The organism is Alteromonas sp. ABV4_150, from assembly GCF_056311745.1.
The window spans coordinates 942,516-966,366 of the sequence record NZ_CM149971.1 but is presented as its reverse complement, the minus strand read 5'-3'; the positions used below and the strand labels follow the sequence as shown (position 1 = coordinate 966,366).

Here is a 23,851-nt window from a genome sequence, read left to right as displayed (position 1 = left end):
ACGCCCTTAGGCAGAGAGTTTAGTGTGAATACTGAAGCATCAATTTTAACTTCCGACAAAATTACTTTAAGACCGCTCACGTTTGATGATCAACACTGGGTACTAGCATTACAGCAAGACGAGCTGTGGCTTAAGTACATTGGAAGTAAGAACGTTAATACAGTAGACGATGCCTGCGACTACATTGGAAAAACCAACGCTCAACGAGAAGAGTGGGGGTACGGTTTACTTGCTGTTGAGTTAAATGACACTAAACAGCCGTTAGGAGTTTGTGGGTTATTTAATCGCTTTGCCTTTGAATGCCCAGACTTGGGCTTCGCCATGCTGCCTGATGCAAGAGGAAGCGGCTTATGCCATGAGGCATGCAAGAAAGTTATAGCCTGGGCTACTGCTGAGGGGTATGGCTTTTTAACCGCAATGACGCACCCAGACAATAAAACATCGCAAAAGCTATTACAGCGACTAGGGTTCAAAAAGCAGGGATTCTACTTCGATAAAACCTTTCCAAAACAGCATTTGTTTAGACTTGAGCTTCAGCCATAGATGAGTCCGCTCTATGGCTGAATGTATAATGCTTTTCGGCCAAAAGACGATACAACCTTATAACGGTGGTAAGACAGTCACTTTTTTAATAATGATTGGCTCAATCGGGACGTTATTCGCGTTAAGGCGAATGGAGTATTCAGTTTCTACTTCCGACATGGCATCAACAATATCTTCGCCTTCCACAATTACGCCAAACACCGCATAGCCCCAGTCTCTGCCTGGATTTAAGCTGCTGTTGTCATTCACGTTAAAGTAAAACTGTCGGTTGGCGGTATGCGGGTCACTTTGTCTTGCCATTGCAATGGTGTGTAGGTCGTTTGTTAAACCGTTACCTGATTCATTAAAAATATCGGGGAAGTTTGATTTACCATTGAAGTCAGCAGTGTAGCCTCCACCTTGCACAACAAAACCAGGCACAATACGGTGAAAAATAGTGTCTTCGTAGGCGCGCTTATCAACATAACGAAGAAAGTTATTTACCGTAAGTGGCGCGCGTCTTCTGTCTAGCTCAACCACGATATCGCCCATGGTTGTTTCAATCTTTACTCGTGGGTAATAGTTATCGGGCTGAACCTGAGACCCATCGTCTTTTTTGGCCATAACAGATGAACTGCTGCCAATCAGCATAACGGCGGTCATGATTGATAAAAGTATTTTCTTCATAAAAATGCCTTTAAATATATTCCTTAGTTTGTGCACTTTTTTGGCGCACCTTTCATTGTGCACCTTTTTCCGCGCTTAGCGTTTTGCAGTGCCTAAGATAACGAACTTTTTATCACTCGCAAGTACCTTAGCGCCACCAAACAGCTTTTTAAGTTTAATGTGGTAGTCAAGGTGTCGGTTGCCAACCACCACCAAGTGACCACTTTTAATCAGTAATTCACGAGAGTCAGTAAACATTTGCCATGCAATATGGTCGGTGATCGCGTTTTGCTGATGAAAGGGAGGGTTACACAAAATCTTGGTAACAGCAGGTTTATTTTCACGATTTAAGAGTGTTTCTAAGCAGTTACTTGCAACAAACTCGCACTGGTCGATTTTATCCGGAAAGTTGTTTAGCACGTTGAGTCGGGCACTTTCCAACGCCATATAGGACTCGTCCACGAATATCACTTTGGCGTCAGGAGCGAGAGACAGCGCGTTTACACCTAGTACACCATTACCACAGCCTAAATCTACCACAACGTCATTGGCACTCACCGTCATGTGCTCAAGCATAATACGCGCGCCAATATCCAGCGACTGTCGAGCAAATGTGTTGGCAAGGTTATCGATAGTAAGCTCTGCGCCCATGGTGCTTTTACACTGCCAGCGCGTAGGATAGGGAGAGTCAGCGCGTTTTAGAGACTCACGAGGCGTTGCGAAAATAAGCCGAGATTTCTTTTTAGCAAGAGAGGTGGTTGTAGGGCCAATATATCGCTCAAACAAGTTAAGCACCGACTTCGTAATGGCCTTCACTTTGCCCGTTGCGACGATGCGAGTGCTAGTCGTAACATATTTTTGTATATCGATAAGCTGTTGTTCTAGCAAAGCGAGGGCGCGAGGGACTTTTATGACGATAAGGCTAGGTGCAGTTTCTGGTTTAAACGTTAAGCTTTCTACACTGGTTAACGTTTTAAGCTGTGCGGTCGCGAGCTCACTTGTACTGTCATCTACTGGTGCATTGAGTAACTGATTGGCTTTTAAGTTCTCAGACAGTGAACGCAATGAAATATAGGAATCGGACACCCAGTAAGGCGCTAAATGGGAAAACCAGCAGCCTAACGCACCAAAGTCATCATTAAAGATCATCATTGACCCGTCATTCTCATCGCTGCCAACTGAGAGTGATGTTTCACTTAATAAAGTTTCGATGTGCTCAATAACAAGCTCATCTGCGCTATCCCATGCTTGAAGACTTACGTGCTGGTGCTTTTCAGGGTAGCGAATCAGCGAGAACTGGCGGTCGGCAAATATAAATTCTGTATTCATTGGGGTCTGTTTTTAGAGAAGGCTCAAAGCATTATCTACTAGGGAATGCTCATTTAATTTACGTGCTAATGTCTATCTTACCATATCAACCACTTGGCTCTAGCGAATAAGCCGTTATTCTTCGGTATTGGATGCACCTTGTATAAAGCACGATATTTAACGATGACAGAGCAATCCGCACTGGAAAAGCATGCGTACTCATTGAAAACAAGGTGTAATTACACAAGCTCTAAAGGGGGCATTGACACCGTCAACCGCGATGTAGATAGCTAGTATTAAATATCAAAGGAATTATAGTTCTTACACATGCAATTTTCCCTGTTCGACACTGCTGAAGACAAGCGTACGTCTTTCAAGCTCCCGTTAGTTGAAGGCGATGTCATCTATTTTCCTAACGCGCTATCACAGGCTACTGCTGATACCTTTTTTACAAAACTACAAGCAGAGTTACCCTGGCGTCAGGATACGATTAAGCTGTTTGGCAAGCCGGTAAAAATCCCTCGGCTTCAAAGCTGGCACGGCGATCCCGAATGTACTTACACCTATTCAAATTTAACCATGTCGCCGAACCCTTGGACTGAAAGCCTTGCAGACATCAAAGCACGTTGTGAGCAACTGTGTGAAAAATCGAGCGCTTCACAGTACCAAGCAAGGTTCAACAGCGTGCTAGCCAACTGGTATCGCGATGGGCAAGACAGTATGAGTTTTCATTCTGATGATGAACCAGAGCTAGGTGTCAACCCCGTGATTGCATCAGTTACGTTAGGGGAGGCAAGACCCTTTGTTTTTAAGCATAAAGAAACAAAGGAAAAGCATACGCAGGTACTGGAACACGGGAGCGTATTGATTATGGCAGGTGCAACACAAAGCCATTATGTGCATGGTATTGCAAAGACGACAAAGCCCATCGGTGGTAGAATTAATCTTACATTTCGACATCTTATTCAAAGAGCAAGGTAAGCAAGATGCAAGTAAAAGCGTTTCTAGAAACTACGATCGAGTCTGCACTTAGTCCACATTATCTTGAGGTTGTAGATGAAAGCTTCATGCACAATGTGCCAGACGGTGCGCAGAGTCACTTTAAAGTTACCGTTGTGAGCGACGCCTTCGAAGGTAAGCGTTTAATAGCAAGACACAGAGAAATTAACGGGCTTGCGGCAGAAGCACTACAAGGGCCTGTTCACGCTTTGGCGCTTCACACGTATACACCAGCAGAGTGGGAAGCGCGAGGTGGAGAGTCGCTAGCATCACCCAACTGTCTAGGCGGCAGCAAGCACGATAAGTAGCACCCTCAATCGTATTAAATAGAAGTAGAAACATGACAAGCAGTGAAAAGACAAAAAATGGCGCCATCGCCGATTATTTAAGCATGATAAAAACACCCGCTATTCAAGTTTTACTACTTGGAACAGGCTTTTTGTTAATGATGCTGTTTGTTTACATGGGCGTTTTAACGTCATTTGATAATGCAGTGTTTAACACAATTAGCGAGCTAGGCAATGTGTCGGGGTGGAAGCGTGATGTGCTTAGAGATACCACAGCGCTAGGTAGCAATACGGTACTAGTTTTTGTTGTGGCAGCAGTCGCTGGTGCTTTAGGTATGGCGGGAGAGAAGAAAAAGGCCGTTACCTTTATTATTGCCGTAGCAGCGGGAATCGCGATGACGTTTCTTCTAAAAGCGGGTATCGACAGACCGCGCCCATCGCTGAACATGCAACATGTTGATGTGTATACCCAAAGCTTTCCTTCGGCTCATGCCACGCTATCAACTCTGGTTTACTTTTATGTAGCTCATTTGCTCACACATTTGGCAACAAGTACGCGGGTAAGAGTATGGATATACCTTGCGACTACTCTGCTGGTATTTTGCATTGGTCTTAGCCGTGTCTTACTGGGCGTGCACTGGCCTAGTGATATTATCGCAGGCTGGTTTGCTGGCGGAAGCATGGCGGCATTTTGCTTTTACGTGATTAAGTGGAAGCGAAAGCTGCGTATTAAAGACAAAGGTTAAGTGTGCAAGATCTCAAAAGGCTTGGCGATATTATCAAGCGAGATCCTTTCAGAATGGATTGCCTTCATGCCTTGCGGTCGCTTGATTTACCGCAAGGCTATATTGGTGCAGGATTTGTGCGAAATGCAATATGGGATGAATTGCACGAAAGGGGTAAACCAACGCCGCTTAACGATATTGATGTGATTTACTTAAGCGATGAAATCACAGTATCTCAGAATGTTGCAATAGCCCAGACTTCAACAGAACCAGCATTTCAACAACAAGAACACTCACTAATAACTGCGGCTGCTAAATCAGAAATAAAAAACCAAGAAAAAGCCATTAAACGCCAGCTAACCCAAATAATGCCCCAAGCTAATTGGCAGGTGAAAAACCAAGCACGTATGCATTTGTCTCACGGACATGCTCCCTATAATAATTGCCACGACGCTATTTCATATTGGATAGAGCGAGAAACCTGTGTTGCGGTTCGCTTATTAGCGAATGATGATTTTGACGTACTTGCACCATTTGGCCTAGTTGCAAATTTCGCCGGCACCATAAGTAATAACCCCCAATATCCAAGACCCGATGTTTTTAGTAAGCGAGTCGCATCTAAGAATTGGCTTGACGTGTGGCCTTTGCTAAAGGTTCAAAGATAATCGGAAAGCAGTGCGCATTAGAGCGTATCAAGCCTTGATGTTTCCGGTTTTTCTGTGTTGGAACAAAGACAAAATTGGGATGTTTATGCATAACAAATAGTCGCTTTTTTCTGCTCATATGCAATATGTAAAGCATTGCTAAATAAACAACTTATTCTAGTACATTCCTCTACGAATATTACCCCAAAAATGGCGAGAAAATACAGACACAGCAAGCGCGTAACGTTCGAATTGAATAAAAAACTTGCAACTATGTAACCTTAAGGTATCATTGATACCTATGGGTTACATATGATCCGTTTAGGTATCATATGTAATATTAAATTGCAGTGAGCTCTATACGGCATCAATGCGCCGTTAATAATAAGGAATTTAAAAATGGCAACATCAATTTTAGTAACACCAGAGACGGAGCAAGAGTATTTAACAATAACTGGAAAAGTTAGTATTTGCCTTGCTCTTATTGTACTAAGTAAGGCAGCGTTGGCTGTGGTCAACGACACTGGCTCAGTGGTTAACTTACTACTAGATCTGATAGCAGCGGCAAGTGCGATTTACTGCGTTGTTTTATCAGTTAAAACGATGAAATTCACAAAAAATATATCGCGTTTGGGTTATTGGACACTGAAATTTAACGATGAGTATGTGGACTATGTCAGTTCGTTTAGCTTGCGCATTACCTGTCACATCATGTTATTTGGTGCGTTGGTTCTTGCTTTTTGGGGCGACAGCAGATGGTTTGTAGATCTCATGGCCCCCTTTGAGATCACCAATGCTCTTCAAGTCTTGCTCGGTGTAGCCACGGCTGCGCATGGAACATCCATTTTATGGAAGCTGCGTGAGGAAGACCTAGATGAATGAAGATTTAGATAACCACATTCATAAGCTACGATTGCAACACAAAATATCTCAGCAAGAATTAGCTGACGCTATTGGTGTTTCCAGGAAGACTATTAGCACAGTAGAAACCGGACGCTTTACACCATCGGTAGTAATTGCTCTAAAAATTGCCGAATATTTTGCCATTCCAGTTGAGCAAGTATTCGCACTTAAGTAAATAGGTAGCGTTATGCTGGAACTATAGTGTAGTGATTGTCATATTAGATAGCGCTGCACTATACGGTTAAATTAGTACGTCTAAGCTAGTACGTCTAAACTAGTACGTCTGAATTAGTACGAGCCGGAATTTATTTTCTGGCCGAGTTTTTCGATGCAATATCAACGATTTTAGCGGAAATAGCGGCTATGGTTGTGTTTTCGCTCATGGCTTGTTTTTGCAGTCGGCGATACGCGTTATTTTCGCTTAGTCCAAATTGTTCCATAACTACCAGCTTTGCTCGGCTTATCAGCTTCTGATCTTGAATTGCACGTTTAGCTTCTTCAAGTTCACGGCCCATATCTTCTATATGCTGGGCTTGTGAACGCAGTAAGTCGTAAAAAGAGCGGTGAGCAGATAAGGTTTTAGTCTGCTCATCGAGTGACAGCGTTTTAATTTCGTCGTCTTTTGTATCTTCCGCTAAGCCCGGCATACTGGGGTCAAACAGTAAGGTGAGCGGCGAACCATCATTGGCGTGCTCATCGTTAAAGCGTGTAAGTAGCTGTTGATGATTGGCCATTTCATTTTTTGCATTGGCTACTTTACTGTTAGCTTGCTGTGTTAAGGCCTCGGTCAATGCTACCTCAATACCCTGCATTGCATCTATACGACGGGTTGCTACATCGAACCAAACTTCTGATATTTCACCAGCAATCGGGCTGCCGTCTCCAAGCTGAGCGATCATATTTCTAAGTTGGGTAATATCTATTGCGGCAGGGCTTTGATTTAATGCTTCCAATGCCGCTTTGTGAGGCTTACAGCTGAATTTACAGAATATATTGAAGTGATGTTCTTGGGCTTGCTGAAGTGCGGCTAGTTTTTCACATAAGCGCGCGTCGAAATGAGTTTCTGCAAAACCAATTGCCCCCCACGCTCTCTCTTGCCCTGCATATTCTTTGGCCTGCATAAAATTGAACAAAGCAACCAGCAAACGGGTAATGGTTGGATCGCTCGCGATATCTGCTGCTTCAAAAATGACAGTAAGTAAACTTGCCACTAAACGGCTGTAGGCCCGTGTTGATTCCAGTGGCGTTAACTGTTGCTTACCGACTTGTTCTCTTAAGCGTGGCAAGTAGTCTGTCGCCTGCATGGCTAAAGTAATACTGCTTAATAGGCGCGGGTTGCCAGAGGTGATCTCATCAGTTAAGTAAAGAGACTTCAAATGGCTTTTTAACATTGACTCTGCTTGTTCGCTAGCACGGACATACTGTATGCGCTCAACTTGGTAGCGCTCGGCTTTAGAGGCGAGAAAAATATTGCTAGCTCCGCGCTCTTTTTGCAGTTCATGTATAAGCTCACGAACCGCAATAACAATACGACAGTTGCTTGAAAGCTGTTCTAATACAGTGATTTCTGCATGTTTTGCGGCCAGCAAAAAACGTTTGGTCGCATCGCTACAAAGCGCAATGGTTTGTTCAGGTTCGTGCAGCATAAAAGGCCTTGCTAAATGTTGGTTTACGCAATTCGCTTTTTGATTGATAGTTGTTTGCGAAATAATGCTTTAAAGCACAATGAATTAAGCAACACTTATGCCCTGTTTATAAGAATGTAGTTATGCAAGGTTTGGAGGGGAGTGTAATCCGTTGAATGCTTAACAGATGTGACTCTTATAGGTGTTAAGCAGAATTAACTGTAATTTGATGAGTGAAAGATGACGGGCACTTCAGGAGAGTGCGCAAGCGGAATTGCACTTTAGTGGTGCAACCCGCCTGCAGATGCTTAGATCTAATTTCAAAAGCTAGTTTCTAACCACGCGGAGAAACCAGCCGACAAAGAGAGAAATCAAGAAGCCGAAGAAGGCAACCATAGTAGTAATGGTAAGCATTTGCCCTGAGAAGTCTGCATTTTCCCCAGTATGTTCGCTCACAAGCATTCCAGAAGCCTGAAAAATAAATAGCGCGGCGACAGAAAATAATAAGATAACGGCGGTAGACATAATGGTGGCTTTCCAATAAGCCTTTGGCGACATCCAATGAATAGCGCCTGCTACTAACACGCACAAAATGGTAAGAATATAAGGTACCACGTAAACTCCTCGTTAAATAAGGCCTATGCCCTACATCATTGCCGCATCATCAAGTGCAACTTAGCGTGTTAATGCTACGAAATAATGCTAAGCGCTACGCGGGCCGATGGGCTAGGTTATAAAATACTGCAATACGATGCCACGTAAGAGGCCTCTTGTCAGCAAAGGCGCAAAAATTTAGCGTGCCTGAAGCTAAACCGAGAAGCTGTATGGGTAAGACGTAAAGAGACTTCTGCGCTGCTAGATGGTCAGCCACGCCCTTTGACCTGTGTTTATACACTCGTAACAATCTATTAAAAGATTTTAAGCTGCAATGGTGATAGAATCGCCGAAAAATTATCCTGCCTACTTGGTGTACTGCTATCACGCGGTTTACGCCACGGTGGGTTGTTGTGTTTAACATCTTAGCTTCTGAGAGAACATGTTCGATTTAATTACCAGTAAAGACAGCAACGTTAAGAACGATGTGCTATCAGGTATTACAGTGGCACTTGCCCTGGTCCCTGAAGCCGTAGCATTTGCATTTGTAGCCGGCGTAGAACCAATGATAGGTCTATACGCGGCCTTTATGATGGGGTTGATTACGTCTGCTATTGGCGGTCGCCCTGGAATGATTTCTGGTGCTACCGGCGCCATGGCCGTTGTAATGGTGGCACTGGTTGCCCAACACGGTGTTCAATATCTATTCGCAGCGGTTATTTTAGCCGGCTTGCTGCAGATCATGTGCGGTATATTCAGGCTTGGAAAGTTTATCCGCTTAGTGCCTTATCCGGTAATGCTTGGCTTTGTAAACGGTCTTGCTATCGTTATTTTCTTAGCTCAGTTAGGTCAGTTTAAAGTCACCAACGCTGCTGGAGAGCTTCAGTGGATGGAAGGTACACTGCTGTACTGGATGCTAGGGCTTGTAGCGTTAACCATGGCCATTATCTATTTACTGCCTAAGCTCACAAAAGCCGTTCCTGCCTCGCTAGTAGCGATTGTTACTGTAACCGCATTAGTACACGGCCTCGACTTAGAAGCACGTACGGTAATCGACTTTGTTCGTGACTTGCTACCGGCTGACCAGCGCGACACTGCAACACTTGCAGGCGAGCTTCCTAGCTTCGCTGTTCCTATGGTTCCGTTCACTTGGGAAACATTTATGATAGTACTACCAACCTCAGTAATTCTTTGCTTGGTTGGTCTTATTGAATCGCTTCTTACTCTTTCATTAATTGATGAAATGACCGATACCCGCGGTCGAGGTAATAAAGAGTGTGTTGGCCAGGGCGTTGCAAATACCGTTAACGGTTTCTTTGGCGGTATGGGCGGTTGTGCCATGATTGGTCAAAGCATGATCAATATAAACTCTGGCGGCCGTGGTCGCTTATCCGGTATTACTGCCGCACTTGTACTATTGGGCTTCATTCTATTTGCTGCACCGCTGATTGAAATGATCCCGCTTGCTGCTCTTGTTGGCGTAATGTTCGTAGTGGTTATCGCTACCTTCGAGTGGGCGTCATTCAGAATTATTCGCGGCGTAAACAAAGAAGATGCCTTTGTGCTATTTCTAGTAACAGGTGTCACGGTTATTGCCGACCTCGCCATTGCGGTGGTTGTGGGTGTTATCGTTTCTGCCCTTGTATTTGCATGGAAACACGCCCGTCATATCGAAGCGAAGTCGCATATTGATAACGACGGCTGGAAAGTCTATGAACTAGAAGGCCCGCTATTCTTTGGTTCGGTATCCCATTTCAAAGACTTGTTTGATATTGCTAACGACCCAGAAGATGTAGTTATTGATTTTAAAGACTCTCGTATCTGGGATTCATCAGGTATCGACGCACTAGATACCCTTGCAGATAAATACGAAGAGCAAGGTAAGAAGCTACACATTCGCCATATTAGCGATGAGTGTCGTTCACTGCTTCGCAAGGCCGACAAATTTGTTGAAATTAACGTAGTTGAAGATCCTCGCTACCGCGTAGCAACGGATAAACTGGCCTAATTTATTTGATAGTTCTTAATGCACCAAGTGAACACAGGTTTGCGTTTGTTTGGTGCAGTTTTGAAATTTGAATAATACCTGCTTTTTAGTAAATCAAATAAAAACAACGGATTACGGTTTTGGCACTGAACTTGGATAGCTATAAGCGTAAAGTGTGTTTTTGGTGATTTGTGTCAATCGCTGAAAATTGTGTGATTTTTAACACTCCGTAAAATGTGTTAGCTAGAGTATGCTGGTCTTAAGTGTCAGTACTAGCAAAATAGGCAACGAAGCCCGCATCAACGAAAGTTGAAGCGGGCTTTTTTTTGTCCCGAAAAAAGGGGAATACCATGACTTCATTGGACTCAAAAACGCAAATTGTTGTCGTCGGCAACGGCATGGTGGGGCACCATTTTGTTGAGCAGCTTCACCAAAGCGATGCCAATGTAGAAATAACCGTTTTATGCGGCGAGTCTCGCCTTGCGTACGACCGCGTTTATCTGTCATCATTTTTTAGTGGCGCTAGTGCCGATGACTTAGCGCTTACTACACCCGCTCAGTACGCCGAATGGGGCGTAAACGTAGTCACCAATGCCTTAGTGACCGATATTGACCGTGACAATAATAAGGTGACGACTTCAGAAGGGCAGGTGTTTAGCTACGACAAACTGGTGCTAGCCACGGGCTCATATCCATTTGTGCCACCCATTCCTGGCAACGATCAAGAGCATTGCTTGGTGTACCGCACCATAGACGATCTACTCGCTATTGAAGCTTCAGCGGCGGTGAGCAAAGTAGGTGTTGTCGTTGGTGGCGGTCTTCTAGGTTTAGAAGCTGCGAATGCCTTAAAGCAAGCTGGGCTAGATACTCACGTGGTCGAATTTGCGCCACAGCTAATGGCAGTGCAGCTAGACCAAGCTGGTGGTAACGTGCTTAAAGACAAAATTGAAGATTTAGGCGTAACCGTTCATACCCAAAAAGCCACCCAAACTATCGAAGCTGGTGATACCTGCCGCTATAAAATGGTGTTTGCAGACGGCACTGCGTTAGAAACTGACATGATTTTATTCTCTGCCGGTATTCGACCTTCCGACCAGCTCGGCAGAAAGTCAGCGCTAACACTGGGTGAGCGCGGCGGTATTATCATTGATAACCACTGCGTGACGTCTGACCCAAACATTTACGCTGTGGGTGAATGTGCGCTGTGGGATAACAAAATCTTTGGCTTGGTTGCACCGGGTTATACCATGGCGCGTACGGCAGTAAGTCATATAACAGGTGGCGATGCCGAGTTTACTGGCGCAGACATGAGTACCAAACTCAAACTAATGGGCGTAGAAGTGGGCTCAATTGGCGATGCCCATGAACGTACAGAAGGTGCCCTTAGCTACACCTACTTAAATCAGCCAGAAGGCGTGTACAAAAAGCTGGTGGTAGATAGCGAGCAAAAGTACGTGCTTGGTGCTGTACTCGTTGGCGATACCAGCGACTACGACACGCTATTACAATATGCACTTAATAACATTGAATTACCTGAACACCCAGAAAGCCTAATTCTGCCATCATCCGATGCCGCCCCAGCATTAGGTGCCGATGCACTGCCAGACACCGCGTCTATATGCTCGTGCCTAAATGTAACGAAAGGCGACATTGTTTCAGCTATTGAAGGTGGCTGTTGTAGTGTTGGCGATGTAAAAGGCGAAACCAAAGCCAGCACAGGGTGTGGAGGTTGTGCCGCCTTGCTCAAAAATGTTGTGGATAGCGAGCTAGAAAAGCGAGGTGTGGAAGTATCAAAAGCCATTTGTGAGCACTTCAACCACACCCGACAAGAGCTGTTTCACATTGTTAAAGTTAACGGCATTCGCACCTTCGACGAACTACTTGAACAGCATGGTGAAGGTTTAGGTTGTGAAATTTGTAAACCTGCTGTGGGTTCTATTCTGGCATCAGTCTATAACGACTACATCCTAAAAGCTTCACACCTACCCCTACAAGACACCAACGACATTTATCTTGGCAACATGCAAAAAGACGGTACCTATTCTGTAGTGCCTCGCGTTCCTGGCGGAGAAATTACGCCCGAGAAGCTCATTTTGTTAGGGGAAGTGGCAAAAGAATACAACCTGTACACCAAGATCACAGGTGGTCAGCGCATTGATTTATTTGGCGCGCGCGTAGAGCACTTACCTGATATATGGGAAAAGCTAGTAGCCGGTGGGTTTGAAACCGGTCACGCGTACGCGAAAGCCCTGCGTACAGTGAAATCGTGTGTAGGAAGCACCTGGTGTCGCTACGGTGTACAGGACTCTGTGGGCACGGCTATTGATTTAGAGAATCGTTATAAAGGCTTACGTGCACCGCACAAAATCAAATTTGCCGTATCAGGTTGTACCCGTGAGTGTGCAGAGGCTCAAAGCAAAGACATTGGTGTTATCGCTACCGAGCAAGGCTGGAACCTATATGTGTGCGGAAATGGCGGTATGAAACCACGACATGCAGACCTATTCGCCACCGACCTAGATACGGAAACGCTGATTAAATACATCGACCGCGTGCTGATGTTTTATGTGAAAACGGCCGACCGCTTACAGCGTACATCAGTGTGGATGGACAACTTAGAAGGTGGGTTAGCTTATCTGCAAGATGTTGTGATTAACGATGCTCTTGGCATTAATGAAGAGCTTGAGGCACAGATGGATGCTGTAGTTGATGCTTATCAGTGCGAATGGAAAACCACCATTGAAAACCCTGAGTCGCGCAAGCGTTTCCGTCAATTCGTAAACAGCAACGCTAGCGACACCAATATTCAATTTGTTTCAGAGCGAGGGCAGGTTCGTCCAGCTACTGAAGCTGAAAAAGTAGCAGGGAAAGATCAGTTTATTCCCGTCTCTATGGTGTAGTCCATAGACTTAATGGTGTAGCCACTGGCTTATCAACCTTGTTAGGAGATACAAATTATGACAGCTGCGCAAAACGTAATAGCGTCGGAACAGGCAGTGCAATGGCACCTTGTTTGTGAGACGAAGGACCTAGTGACAAACAGCGGCGTTTGCGCCCTTGTTGACTCACAGCAAGTGGCCATTTTCTGCTTGAAAATAAAGGGTGAAACTCAGGTTTTTGCCACTAGTAACTACGACCCTATTGGTAAAGCAAACGTACTCTATCGCGGGCTATTGGGGTCGATAGGCGGTGCGCCAGTTGTCGCCTCGCCCTTGTACAAAGAGCATTACTTTTTAGAAACAGGTCTGTGTAAAGAGCACGATGATGTATCTGTCATCACTTACCCTGTAAAGGTAGAGGGCGAAAAAGTATTTGTAGGCATTTAACCAAGCAGCCCCTGTTTGAATGCCCACATAAATAGAGCCTTCTTGTAAAAATGCATTCAATTACTTCGGAATCGAAAAAGGTAATGAAATGAATATGGCTACACGACAACCCGACATGATGTCTGAACAATTAAGACAAACAACATGCCCATACTGCGGCGTAGGGTGTGGTGTAGATATCAGTTGCAACGTAAGCAAGCGTGCCGCAACCCTGGACACTGTTAAAGGCACGCCAGAGCATCCCGCCAATTATGGAAGATTGTGTGTTAAAGGAACAAACCTGCTTGAGACAAACGACCTGAGTGGACGTTTGCTTCACCCAACCATAGCAGGACAATCAGTGGATTGGGACACGGTCACCGATGTGATTGCGGATAAGATCACCTCTACCATTGCGCAGTATGGCGCGGATGCCGTTGCTTTTTATGTATCAGGACAGCTTCTCACCGAAGACTATTACATTGCCAATAAGCTTATGAAAGGTTATATCGGCAGTGCCAATATCGATACGAATTCACGCCTATGTATGTCATCAGCCGTTGCCGCGTACAAGCGTGCGTTCGGTGAAGATGTGGTGCCTTGCGATTACACCGATTTGGAATGTACAGATTTACTGGTGATCACCGGAAGTAACGCGGCGTGGGCCCACCCAGTGCTTTTTCAACGCATTCAGCGAGCAAAGCTGAAAAATCCGAAAATGAAGGTCATTGTTGTTGACCCACGCAAAACTGAAACCTGCACCATTGCCGATTTACACCTTCCTATAAAGCCGGGTAGCGACGTAGCGCTATTTAACGGTTTACTTAGCTATGCAAACGAACAAGGTAGAATAGATAGAACCTCCGTCGAGACCTATGCCGACGGGCTTGATGAAGCACTTGAAAGTGCAAGTGGCTTAACGCTGGATGACGTGGCTAGCGTATGTGATATAGAAAAAAGCAAACTTAAGGCCTTTTTTGACGCATTCTGTGAAGCATCTAGTGCAATCACTTTTTATTCTATGGGCGTGAACCAGTCTTCTGCTGGTGTGGATAAAGCCCAAGCCATTATCAACTGTCATTTAGCAATGGATTTAATTGCTAAGGACGGTTGTGGCCCGTTTTCAATTACTGGCCAGCCCAATGCCATGGGAGGGCGTGAAGTTGGTGGTTTGGCTAACATGCTTGCTGCCCACATGGATTTAGAAAATCCTGAACATATCGAAGCAGTAAAAAACTACTGGGATGCACCCGTTATGCCCAAAGGACAGGGTCTTAAAGCGGTAGACCTCTTTAACGCAATAGAAAGTGGCAAGGTAAAATTTGTTTGGATAATGGGGACTAACCCTGTTGTCAGTATGCCCAATCGAGGCCAAGTTGAGCGCGCTCTTTCAAAGTGTGAGATGGTCGTAGTGTCTGATATTGTTGAATCGAATGATACGCTCAACTACGCCCACATTGCCCTTCCCGCAACGGGGTGGTCGGAAAAAGACGGCACAGTGACGAATTCAGAGCGCCGTATATCACGTCAGCGGGGTATATTACCCCCACCTGGAAGTGCAAAACACGATTGGCAAATTATGTGCGACGTGGCGGCTAAAATGGGTTTTGGCGAGGCATTTAGCTTTACTCATCCGTCGCAAATATTCTGTGAATACGCTGGCTTAACTGGCTATCACAATAATGGCAAACGCCAGTTAGACTTATCACCTTTGCAAATGCTAAGTGAAGCGCAGTACAACGGTCTATCACCTATCCAGTGGCCTTTTCAAAACACAGTTTTGAATACGCCTTCATCCGGCACTAAGCTGAAGGCAAACACTAAGCCCAACCTTACTAGCAAGCGTCCTTTTGAAGATAAGCAGTTTTCAACGCCTAGCGGTAAGGCTAGACTCATTCCGGTAACCTATAAAGCCCCATTGCAGGTTACGTCAGACGCTTACCCTTTTGTCGTTAACAGCGGTCGAGCTCGAGATCAATGGCATACCATGACGCGCACGGGTAAAGCCGCAAAGTTACTCGCCCATATGCCGAGCGCCTCTGTCTATATAAACCCCAAAGACGCTGCCAAACTGGGTGTTGCAAATAATGACCTCGTTTCTTTGACAAGTGCGGTGTGTCAAGACGCCCCAGTTATCTATCCGGTAAAAACAGATGCGGACATGCGCAAAAAAGAAGTGTTTATACCCATACACTGGTCGGCGCAATGGGGTTCTCACAGTAAGCTAGGTGCACTTTACGCGAGCGCGGTAGATCCAATTTCAGGGCAGCCGGAACTAAAACATGCTGCAGTGGCTATTGCACCTGTACGTTACGCTACGTATGGAAAACTCTTCTTATCATCAAAAATACAATTGTCACACGACTCCAAAACAAACATTGATAATCCCAGCATCGATAATCCCTGTATTGATAATCAAGAAGCGCTAAAGAAAGTATGTGATTACTGGAGTAAGACACCGCTTGAGGCCGAAGGCGCTACATCAAAAGGAAGTAGTTCTGAAGCTGCACTATCGGTGTTAAACGTAGCGTCGAACAAAAGCCGTCGTGAATTTACACAAAGCTTGATATCACGGCTACCGCAAAGCGCGGTGCTATTACAGTTTCACCATCACACTTTTTCAGTATGCTTTGCGCTTGTCGATGACCTTTTGTGCTTCGCCGCATTTCTAGGCGATGAGCCAGAAAAAACAGGCTCGGCTCACGTGGCGGCACAGACGAAAAGCACTTGGTCAGTTCCGAATGCGTGGCTTGCCAGCCTATTAAATACGGCGGTTTCCATTGAGTCACAACGCAATTTATTACGAGGCCAAGTGGATGAAGCATTTTTAAATGGCGATGTAGTTTGCAGCTGTTTTGAAGTGCGTGAAAAGACGATTACAGATGCCATAACCAAAGGCTGTTCATCGGTAACCGAACTTGGTAAGCAGTTAAAATGCGGCACTAACTGTGGTTCTTGCAAGCCCGCCTTGTCTGAGCTTATAGACAAGCATTTAGTTATAGAAACTCAATCTGTTTAGGAGCGTTAAATTATGTCAACTGCATCTAGTTGGTCTTTACCTTTTTTACGCACCTTATTCAAACCGCAGAAACCTTTGTTTAATCTTTTTTATCGCGATGCACCTTCGATTAAGACTTCGACCACTCGTAAGCGCAATGACAATTTCAAATCTTTAGCTAAGTATTCGTACCTAAACAAGTGGCTGAATACAACAAACCTTGGCGATGAGCGTCAGAAGCAGGGCCAAGTATTTATTGTAGGCGCAGGTCCTGGCGATGCAGAGCTACTTACCTTAAAAGCGCTTCGCCTTTTACAGCAAGCCGATGTGGTATTGTTTGACGCACTCGTAAGCGAAGATATTCTTTCGCTCATTCCATCTAGCGTAGCGAAAGAGTACGTAGGAAAGCGCTGTAAGAAGCATAGTTTTACCCAAGGCGCTATTTGCAAGCGGATGGTTGAACTTGCCAGTTTGGGTCATACCGTGGTGCGACTAAAAGGTGGTGACCCAGCCTTGTTTGCGAGAACCTGCGAAGAAACCGATGCGCTAACAAAAGCTAATATTCCTTTTGCTATTGTTCCTGGTATTACAGCCGCCTCGGGCGTGTCTGCCTATACGGGTATCCCTCTCACGGACAGGCGCTGTGCCCAATCGGTGAGTTTTATGACTGCACATTTTAAAGATGCAGAACAATGGCCTGAAATGGCGCCAATGGCGCAGAATGTATTAAAGCAAACCATGGTGGTTTATATGGGGCTAAGCCGCCTTGAGGGGCTTTGCAAAGGTTTGATGCAGCACAAGGTACCATGTTCGTGGCCGGTAGCGGCAATTGAAAATGCTACATCACCTCAACAGCGCGTAATTACTGGCGAGCTAGCTAATATTCATGGCAAAGTAAAGGCTGCAAATTTAACTGGGCCCACGTTACTTATATTTGGAAAGGTGGTAGAGTCTCGACAACAGGTAAATACACTTCTACTACATTCATCCGAGCATGCAGCAACCATTTAGCGAATACATAAAAATTATTGGTAAGGGTCAAAAAGGGGGGCGTAGTCTTACCCGTGATGAAGCTTATCATGCCATGAAAATGGTATTGGCCAATGAAGTGACTGGCGATCAGCGGGGCGCATTTCTTATGTTACTTCGCACCCGTGAAGAAACGCCAGAAGAGGTCATTGGTTTTGTCGATGCGTGCCGAGAACTGATTGAGCCAGAAGTTAAGACACTTACCCCAAGGTTAGACATTGGGTGTTATGCAGGAAAACGTCGCCAGCTTCCTTGGTACTTACTAGCGGTAGCCGTACTGGCTAAAAAAGGTTATTCCATTATGCTTCACGGTGCCCATGAGCCGGGCTCAGGGCGTCTTTATGCAAGCATTGCGCTACCCAAGTTAGGCCTTGTTGAGGTCACCAGTATCGCTGAGGCAAACCAGCAGCTTGCTGATAAAGGCGTAACCTATCTCGACCTATCTTATTTACTGCCCGCGCTTGATACCATTATTAAGCTGCGCGAAGTGTTTGGGCTACGCTCTTGTGCCAACACGCTAGCCAGACTATTGAACCCCACTGGCGCAGAGTTTTGTGTGCAGGGGGTTTACCACATGCATCTTGATCATAAACATTGTCGCGTAAATGAAAATTACTCGTCGATTAACGCACTTTGTTTTCGCGGCGATGGTGGCGATCCTGAAGTGAATGGTGAAAGAGAAACTGAGCTGTTCATTACCAGAAACGGTGAAACCGAGGAAGTGATAATGCCCGTTCTGGCCGATAAATGGGCCCTTAAAGACAAAGACATGAATGTTAATGACATGCTGGATGTGTGGGCGGGTAAAACAAACAGCCTTTACGGTGAACAGGCTATTTTAAGTACGCTTTGCAGTTACCTAGTACTTCTTCAAAATTGTGATGTGGCAGAAGCCTTGTCTCAAGCCAAGGAGCTCTGGTTACAAAGGGACAAGAGTGCTCCGCCATTCTAACGATCGATACATGCTTCTTGCCTTTAGGGCAAAGATTTCACATCTAGCCAGTAAACTAATCAGTATTCCAGCGTCACTTAGTCAGGTCTACCATTCCAAGGTTGCATTGACTTAATCATTGCTATACTTGTTAATAATATTAACAATGTTTTATTTTGTGTTGCTATGCAAAGAATGCAATGGCTCGTGTTTTTAGCAAGTATGTCGCTTTTATTTCGAGCGGGCTACGCAGTATCTGAAAATCAGAGTCAGGCAGAGCCCAAAAGAGTAACGCTTGTACTTACTGCCGATATGCCCAATATTGGCGATCCTCGAACAGGTCAATACGCCAACCTTCAAACACTGGTTTCAAAAGAACGGCAAAATAACGATACGGTATTTTTTGTATTCGGTGGCGGTTCAATTGGCCCTAGTGCTCTTTCATCTTTTGATCGTGGCTCTCATATAATAGATATTTTAAACACGCTCGAACCCGATGTGATGGGAGTCACAAAAAGAGAGTTCAGTTTTTACGAAGATGAGTTGTCGTTACGTTCTTATGAGGCCGCTTTTCCTCTGGTATCAAGTAACGTTATAGATAATCGGGTTGAGTATCCACCAGATGGTTTAAGTAAATCTGTTATTATTGAAAAAGAGCAGGTTTCCCTAGGTGTAATTTCTGTGTTGCACCAACGAGTAATTGAAGAATATCAGCTGTCTGATATATCTATCACGCCGCCTCAGAATATCATTATAGAGGAGTCTAAGCGGTTGCGACAGCAAGGCGCGGATATGATTCTTCTGCATTATTCCTACCCATTTTCTTTTGTCAGGCCCTTGTTAAACAAGGGGGTTATCGATGTGGCATTTATAACTGATAGTCGGCTTGATGAAGATGTTTTGCTTGAGGCCACACGTCACCCAAACAGTATGGTACTTACCCGACAGGGGACGGCAATAGTGGCAAGCTTTGAACATTATTCGGATTGGGAAGCCATTTCTTATCTAGAGCAGCCGCTTGAAGAGATACCAGCTGATAGTCGGGTGAGCGACCAGCTAAGTTCATACAAAGCTCGCTTAAACCGACTGCTAAATATCCAAATAGGGCAATGGGGTAAGGATATTTCGACAACGCGAAATGCGGTAAGAAGCCAAGAAAACCCTTTCGCTAATCTTATCGTCGATACTATTAGGCACTATGCCGATGCAGATATTGCTTTGGTAAATGGCGGAAGTATTCGAGGCAATAAACAATACAGTGCGGGGACCCCTATTTCTAGGCAAGATATTGTTACAGAAATACCTTTTCGCGCTCATGTTGTGATATTAGACATAACAGGGGAGCAAATTATTCAAGCGCTTGAAGAGGGTGTTTCTCAATATCAAAACCTTAAAGGAGGATTTCCTCACGTATCAGGAATGTCTTATAGTTTTGACCCTTCAGCAAAAGCACTCCATCGGGTAAAGAACGTCACCATTAATGGAAAGCCAATAGATAAATCAAGAAACTACACACTCGCTACAAGTAACTTTCTGGCCAATGGAGGTGACGGATTTCATGCGTTCAAAAATGCGGAAAAGTTAACGGCACTAACTATGCACCCACCCCAAATATCAAGTTTGGTGGTGCAAGCAATCAGCAATCAGTACGTCATAGCACCTAAAGTTGAAAAGCGTATAGTAAATCTCGCTGAAGGTGTTGAATAATATGCGGCACAAAAAGAAGACCTTGTACCTGTTCATCATTGCACAATGCAGCGTAATGGTTTTCTTTTTGCTCATCTTGGTGCTGTCATTATCTCGTCTAAATGATGCAAGGGAGGTACTAAATACCATTAACTCCACTTCTATACCAACCCTTGGTAACGCCACTGAAATAAACCGAGAAGTTCAACACCTAATTGCACTTACGGCACGTTTAACTTTTTCTGAAAGCCAATCCGCCCGACGTATCACCAAAAAACAATTAGACGAGACCATTGAACGTCTCGCTTTTTCTAGTTTAGAGGTAGAACAAAATAATAAATACTACGAGACTCAATTAGACGTTCTCACTCTAGAATTAGAAGAGCTTAATGGGCTAGTACGCAAGCGCATTGAAGTAGAAAGTGAAGTGAGGGCAGAAAGTAACGTGCTGTTTACTTTCTTAAACGACATATTTGAGAGTAGCCAGAAGCAATATGAAGGTCTTCAATCTTCGAAAGCTCTGCTTCCTCTTGTATTACAAATCGCTCAAATTAATCAGCAATTCCAGTTACACCAATTAAGAAAGCTAGAGGGAAGCATTAAAAAAAGCATCGCCGAGCTTAGAAATTCACAGCTAGATAATAGCAGCAGTGAACTCGTTAATATGATGGAAGAGGGAGTGTTCGGGCAATCAGGCATGATAGAAAAGCAAGCCAATGTTATGCGTATTCGTGGTCGCTCAAGAGGACGTGGAAGTTTTGTTGAACACCTGGCGGAAGAATTGGCAACAAATATTGAGTTTGAAGCCTCATCGATAACTAAAGATGCTTCAATACATGCGTTAGATACAAACAAAGCGCTCTCAGAGCAAATAACCCTGTCGGTAACCTTGTCGGTAGTTGTGATGTGTATATGCTTTGCGATTATTTTTTATGTTTACAAGCGCATAATCCTGCGCTTGATCGCATTAACAAATTTAGTTGAAAAGAACAGTGAGGAAGTAGCAAAGTTTGAAGGCAGCGACGAAATTTCTCGATTGGCTAAAACTTTTGCACTGTATTTTAAAAGGGTAAAAAGCCAAGAAGCAGAGCTAATCCGCTTATCACTAAGCGACCCGCTAACCCATATTCCCAATCGAAGGGCGTTTGAAATAGAAATGGAAAAAGCTATTGCAATATCAAAGCGTCAAAAGTGGCCTTTGACTATGATCATGCTCGACGTTGATAGCTTTAAGTTATATAACGACAACTATGGCCACACGAAAGGAGATGAGTGTTTAAAGGCCGTTGCTATGGAACTCAACAATGTAGTGGCTCGCAACACTGATTTTTGCGCCCGTTATGGTGGGGAGGAATTTGTGGCAATATTGCCTAATACCGATGAAAAAGGGGCGAGAGTTAAAGCACAGGAAATTAGAAACGCCATCGAAGCATTAGATATAGCGCACGGCAAGAGCCCTGTTTCATCAGTAATTACTGCAAGCCTCGGAGTTGCGACCGCTGAGTTCGCCTGTCAGCAAGAGTGGTCGCTAACCACAATCCTAAACATCGCTGATAAGGCGTTATATGAAGCAAAGTCTAGTGGCCGTAATTGCTGTGTTTATGCGAGGCTTACGTAACCAAAAAACCTCAGGGCCTATGCTCTCGCGTCTTTAGCCATTTATTCACTGCCTTGAAGCAAGGCTTCAATTATATTTTTGTTATACGCCAAAAACTACATTTCCTCTGCTATCTTTAATCAAAATGATGAAAAATTAGTCCATCTTAAAAGACATTACTTGTCATTATTTTGGATGGCTAGCGGCCTCTTGTGTACAAATAAAATCGCTGTGAGCAATAGGGGCGAAGAAAGAGAAAACCTTAGTTGGTCAGGAGCACTGAATGTTTTTCAAAGATAAAAAATTGATAGCCGAGAACGCGCGTTTAAAAAAAGAAATTAAGGCATATCACACAGTTCAGGATGAACTTCGCGAGGAAATGCTTTTTATAGAGTTAAACCCTGACGGCAGAATTAATGCTATTAATGACTTGTGCTCCCAGGCTACCGGCTACTCGTCCGGTGAGTTAGAAGGTAAATCTCTCGAAACTATGGTGAGCTCAACCACGCTCCGAAAACCTGCTGCACAAGATATGCTCGGCGCAATAAAAACGCATCGCCATTGGCATGGCGCAGTCAGTTTTCTGGATGCGAAAGGACGAGAAATGTGGGTGCGCGGTATAGTGCAGCCCGTAGATGATGCTCACGGTAATGTGAGATATATCGCCTTCTACATGGCAGAGCAAACGCGGAATATCACCCATAGCAATGAACTGCGCGATATGATTGCTGCGCTTCACCGCTCATCTGCTGTCATTGAATTCAAGTTAGACGGAACGATAATAACTGCGAATGACAACTTTCTTCAAGGTATGGGGTACACTTTGGAGCAGATAGAAGGTCAGCACCACAGAATATTCTGTACCGAACAAGAAGCTTAATTCAGAGGAATATAAACACTTTTGGCGCGACTTAGCGGAAGGTAAGTTAGCGTCAGGTAGGTTTAAGCGAATAGATAGTAGGGGCAATGAAGTTTGGTTAGAAGCCTCGTATAACCCAATTAGAAATGAAGATGGAAACCTTTATAAAGTCGTTAAGTTTGCCACCGTTATTACTGAGCAAATGCAGCGTGAATTTGCTATTTCCGAAGCGGCTAACGTGGCGTTTAATATCTCGCAAGAGACGGGGGAGCAGGCGCGCAAAGGTAATGAAGTGCTTAATGCAACTATGAGAGCAATGAATGAACTTACTACGCAGATGGGCAGTGCGAGTGAAGGCATTAAAGACCTCGACGAGCAATCTCAAAAAGTTGCCGATTTGGTTAAAAGTATTAGTGGAATTGCCGACCAAACCAATTTACTTGCGCTGAACGCCGCGATTGAAGCCGCTCGCGCGGGTGACCAAGGTAGAGGGTTTGCTGTGGTTGCAGACGAAGTAAGGCAGTTAAGCTTCTCGGACAAGTAGTGCAACCGAGGAAATTGTTAACGTAGTTGTTGAGAATAGAAAACTTACTGAAAATGCCGTTCAACTGATAGAGGCGGGGCAAGAAAAAGCCCGCGATGCGTTGGAGTATTCAACACAATCAGGTAGTGCGATGGAAGAGATTCAAAACGGCGCCAACGAGGTGGTTAATGCCATAGGGCAATTTACTAAACGGCTCTAGACCAGGGCGTCTATCACTTATGTTATCGCAATTATTGTTTCTATCTAGTTCAATCGTGGTGCTTATTTACTCGCACCATGGTTGAACAGTCCCCCCTTTTTGGTGCGCAAACACTTCTTTATTCGCAGATTATATAACTTAAAATTTTAATAATTCTTTACTAATCAGGTGTTTATATTTTTGGCACGTTGACTGCTATCTAATACGTGCAAAACACAGTTGCCATATAAGGCAACAGGTGCGACACAGTGCTATAGCACTGTGTAAAGCACAATATTGTCCATAGTGTGAATAAGAAAAATTAGGAATCAGTGGAGAACAGTAAGGAAGCTCCAGCTTCTCCTGCATTTATGGCAAATAATAATAACAATAATAAAGATGGTTTTATTGAGCTAAAGCTTTTATTTAACCTCCCTTTAAGATGAGGTGTGTGAGCGGGAATT

At 44.5% G+C, this 23,851-nt stretch carries 20 protein-coding genes and 1 pseudogene; 17 read left to right on the top strand and 4 right to left on the bottom strand.

Translation table 11 applies throughout. The annotated features are described in order from the left end of the window. Nucleotides 1-24 precede the first annotated feature (24 nt). Entirely contained in the window at nucleotides 25-543 is a 519-nt protein-coding gene (locus ACYX4M_RS04140; protein ID WP_476082008.1) for a GNAT family N-acetyltransferase, read from the top strand. A gap of 57 nt (nucleotides 544-600) precedes the next feature. Here the strand turns inward: ACYX4M_RS04140 and ACYX4M_RS04135 are convergent, their stop codons facing one another. Together ACYX4M_RS04135 and ACYX4M_RS04130 are read right to left on the bottom strand one after the other, a co-directional pair. Further along, entirely contained in the window at nucleotides 601-1,209 is a 609-nt protein-coding gene (locus ACYX4M_RS04135; RefSeq protein ID WP_476082007.1) for a peptidylprolyl isomerase, read from the bottom strand. A 75-nt stretch (nucleotides 1,210-1,284) separates the two neighbouring features. Continuing rightward, entirely contained in the window at nucleotides 1,285-2,517 is a 1,233-nt protein-coding gene (locus ACYX4M_RS04130; protein ID WP_476082006.1) for a methyltransferase, read from the bottom strand. Between the two features lie 306 nt (nucleotides 2,518-2,823). Here ACYX4M_RS04130 and ACYX4M_RS04125 point away from each other — a divergent pair, with 306 nt between their 5' ends. The 6 genes from ACYX4M_RS04125 (at nucleotide 2,824) to ACYX4M_RS04100 (ending at nucleotide 6,229) form a co-directional block, all read left to right on the top strand. After that, nucleotides 2,824-3,477: an alpha-ketoglutarate-dependent dioxygenase AlkB family protein gene (locus ACYX4M_RS04125; protein WP_476082005.1), complete on the top strand. Its 654-nt coding sequence runs from the start codon at nucleotides 2,824-2,826 to the stop codon at nucleotides 3,475-3,477. Between the two features lie 5 nt (nucleotides 3,478-3,482). Further along, complete coding sequence (locus ACYX4M_RS04120) at nucleotides 3,483-3,803, top strand: BolA family protein (RefSeq protein ID WP_025256584.1); 321 nt, start codon at nucleotides 3,483-3,485, stop codon at nucleotides 3,801-3,803. Between the two features lie 32 nt (nucleotides 3,804-3,835). Then, nucleotides 3,836-4,528, top strand: coding sequence for a phosphatase PAP2 family protein (locus tag ACYX4M_RS04115; protein WP_476082004.1), 693 nt, complete (start codon nucleotides 3,836-3,838; stop codon nucleotides 4,526-4,528). A 2-nt stretch (nucleotides 4,529-4,530) separates the two neighbouring features. After that, nucleotides 4,531-5,172, top strand: a complete 642-nt coding sequence (locus ACYX4M_RS04110; RefSeq protein ID WP_476082003.1) for a nucleotidyltransferase family protein — start codon at nucleotides 4,531-4,533, stop codon at nucleotides 5,170-5,172. 378 nt (nucleotides 5,173-5,550) lie between these two features. Then, nucleotides 5,551-6,033 (top strand): hypothetical protein, encoded by a 483-nt coding sequence (locus tag ACYX4M_RS04105; protein ID WP_476082002.1) that lies wholly within the window; start codon nucleotides 5,551-5,553, stop codon nucleotides 6,031-6,033. After that, on the top strand, nucleotides 6,026-6,229 hold the full coding sequence (locus ACYX4M_RS04100) for a helix-turn-helix transcriptional regulator (RefSeq protein WP_014948230.1): 204 nt from the start codon (nucleotides 6,026-6,028) through the stop codon (nucleotides 6,227-6,229). The genes ACYX4M_RS04105 and ACYX4M_RS04100 overlap by 8 nt, the downstream gene beginning before the upstream one ends. 130 nt (nucleotides 6,230-6,359) lie before the next feature. Here the strand turns inward: ACYX4M_RS04100 and ACYX4M_RS04095 are convergent, their stop codons facing one another. Next, complete coding sequence (locus ACYX4M_RS04095; protein ID WP_476082001.1) at nucleotides 6,360-7,700, bottom strand: nitrate- and nitrite sensing domain-containing protein; 1,341 nt, start codon at nucleotides 7,698-7,700, stop codon at nucleotides 6,360-6,362. 306 nt (nucleotides 7,701-8,006) lie between these two features. Next, nucleotides 8,007-8,294 carry a hypothetical protein gene (locus ACYX4M_RS04090; protein ID WP_476082000.1) on the bottom strand — a complete coding sequence of 96 codons (288 nt, stop codon included), beginning with the start codon at nucleotides 8,292-8,294 and terminating at the stop codon, nucleotides 8,007-8,009. A 421-nt stretch (nucleotides 8,295-8,715) separates the two neighbouring features. Between ACYX4M_RS04090 and ACYX4M_RS04085 the strand changes: the two genes are divergently transcribed. The 10 genes and pseudogenes from ACYX4M_RS04085 to ACYX4M_RS04040 all read left to right on the top strand — a co-directional run. Beyond that, nucleotides 8,716-10,281 (top strand): SulP family inorganic anion transporter, encoded by a 1,566-nt coding sequence (locus tag ACYX4M_RS04085; RefSeq protein WP_476081999.1) that lies wholly within the window; start codon nucleotides 8,716-8,718, stop codon nucleotides 10,279-10,281. A 329-nt stretch (nucleotides 10,282-10,610) separates the two neighbouring features. Beyond that, complete coding sequence (nirB, locus tag ACYX4M_RS04080) at nucleotides 10,611-13,160, top strand: nitrite reductase large subunit NirB (RefSeq protein WP_476081998.1); 2,550 nt, start codon at nucleotides 10,611-10,613, stop codon at nucleotides 13,158-13,160. Between the two features lie 57 nt (nucleotides 13,161-13,217). Next, nucleotides 13,218-13,586 carry a nitrite reductase small subunit NirD gene (gene nirD, locus ACYX4M_RS04075; protein WP_476081997.1) on the top strand — a complete coding sequence of 123 codons (369 nt, stop codon included), beginning with the start codon at nucleotides 13,218-13,220 and terminating at the stop codon, nucleotides 13,584-13,586. An 88-nt stretch (nucleotides 13,587-13,674) separates the two neighbouring features. Beyond that, the gene (locus ACYX4M_RS04070; RefSeq protein WP_476081996.1) at nucleotides 13,675-16,584 is read left to right on the top strand and encodes a nitrate reductase; all 2,910 of its coding nucleotides are present in this window, start codon (nucleotides 13,675-13,677) and stop codon (nucleotides 16,582-16,584) included. A gap of 12 nt (nucleotides 16,585-16,596) precedes the next feature. Continuing rightward, nucleotides 16,597-17,574 (top strand): uroporphyrinogen-III C-methyltransferase, encoded by a 978-nt coding sequence (gene cobA / locus ACYX4M_RS04065; RefSeq protein WP_476081995.1) that lies wholly within the window; start codon nucleotides 16,597-16,599, stop codon nucleotides 17,572-17,574. After that, entirely contained in the window at nucleotides 17,558-18,544 is a 987-nt protein-coding gene (locus ACYX4M_RS04060; protein ID WP_476081994.1) for a glycosyl transferase family protein, read from the top strand. Before cobA ends, ACYX4M_RS04060 begins: the two co-directional genes overlap by 17 nt. Nucleotides 18,545-18,709: 165 nt before the next feature. Continuing rightward, nucleotides 18,710-20,230 carry a bifunctional metallophosphatase/5'-nucleotidase gene (locus ACYX4M_RS04055; RefSeq protein ID WP_476081993.1) on the top strand — a complete coding sequence of 507 codons (1,521 nt, stop codon included), beginning with the start codon at nucleotides 18,710-18,712 and terminating at the stop codon, nucleotides 20,228-20,230. Nucleotide 20,231: 1 nt separating this feature from the next. Beyond that, nucleotides 20,232-21,827 carry a diguanylate cyclase gene (locus ACYX4M_RS04050; RefSeq protein ID WP_476081992.1) on the top strand — a complete coding sequence of 532 codons (1,596 nt, stop codon included), beginning with the start codon at nucleotides 20,232-20,234 and terminating at the stop codon, nucleotides 21,825-21,827. Nucleotides 21,828-22,089: 262 nt separating this feature from the next. Then, nucleotides 22,090-22,686, top strand: coding sequence for a PAS domain-containing protein (locus ACYX4M_RS04045; RefSeq protein ID WP_476081991.1), 597 nt, complete (start codon nucleotides 22,090-22,092; stop codon nucleotides 22,684-22,686). A gap of 181 nt (nucleotides 22,687-22,867) precedes the next feature. Continuing rightward, nucleotides 22,868-23,201: pseudogene (locus ACYX4M_RS04040) on the top strand (methyl-accepting chemotaxis protein); the annotation flags it as partial. Between the last annotated feature and the right edge of the window lie 650 nt (nucleotides 23,202-23,851).

Bases quoted from the DNA above. Each gene is read 5' to 3' on its own strand.
- ACYX4M_RS04135 (WP_476082007.1), bottom strand. From the start codon at position 1,209: ATGAAGAAAATACTTTTATCAATCATGACCGCCGTTATGCTGATTGGC.
- ACYX4M_RS04130 (WP_476082006.1), bottom strand. From the start codon at position 2,517: ATGAATACAGAATTTATATTTGCCGACCGCCAGTTCTCGCTGATTCGC.
- ACYX4M_RS04125 (WP_476082005.1), top strand. From the start codon at position 2,824: ATGCAATTTTCCCTGTTCGACACTGCTGAAGACAAGCGTACGTCTTTC.
- ACYX4M_RS04120 (WP_025256584.1), top strand. From the start codon at position 3,483: ATGCAAGTAAAAGCGTTTCTAGAAACTACGATCGAGTCTGCACTTAGT.
- ACYX4M_RS04115 (WP_476082004.1), top strand. From the start codon at position 3,836: ATGACAAGCAGTGAAAAGACAAAAAATGGCGCCATCGCCGATTATTTA.
- ACYX4M_RS04105 (WP_476082002.1), top strand. From the start codon at position 5,551: ATGGCAACATCAATTTTAGTAACACCAGAGACGGAGCAAGAGTATTTA.
- ACYX4M_RS04100 (WP_014948230.1), top strand. From the start codon at position 6,026: ATGAATGAAGATTTAGATAACCACATTCATAAGCTACGATTGCAACAC.
- ACYX4M_RS04095 (WP_476082001.1), bottom strand. From the start codon at position 7,700: ATGCTGCACGAACCTGAACAAACCATTGCGCTTTGTAGCGATGCGACC.
- ACYX4M_RS04085 (WP_476081999.1), top strand. From the start codon at position 8,716: ATGTTCGATTTAATTACCAGTAAAGACAGCAACGTTAAGAACGATGTG.
- nirB (WP_476081998.1), top strand. From the start codon at position 10,611: ATGACTTCATTGGACTCAAAAACGCAAATTGTTGTCGTCGGCAACGGC.
- nirD (WP_476081997.1), top strand. From the start codon at position 13,218: ATGACAGCTGCGCAAAACGTAATAGCGTCGGAACAGGCAGTGCAATGG.
- ACYX4M_RS04070 (WP_476081996.1), top strand. From the start codon at position 13,675: ATGAATATGGCTACACGACAACCCGACATGATGTCTGAACAATTAAGA.
- cobA (WP_476081995.1), top strand. From the start codon at position 16,597: ATGTCAACTGCATCTAGTTGGTCTTTACCTTTTTTACGCACCTTATTC.
- ACYX4M_RS04060 (WP_476081994.1), top strand. From the start codon at position 17,558: ATGCAGCAACCATTTAGCGAATACATAAAAATTATTGGTAAGGGTCAA.
- ACYX4M_RS04055 (WP_476081993.1), top strand. From the start codon at position 18,710: ATGCAAAGAATGCAATGGCTCGTGTTTTTAGCAAGTATGTCGCTTTTA.
- ACYX4M_RS04050 (WP_476081992.1), top strand. From the start codon at position 20,232: ATGCGGCACAAAAAGAAGACCTTGTACCTGTTCATCATTGCACAATGC.
- ACYX4M_RS04045 (WP_476081991.1), top strand. From the start codon at position 22,090: ATGTTTTTCAAAGATAAAAAATTGATAGCCGAGAACGCGCGTTTAAAA.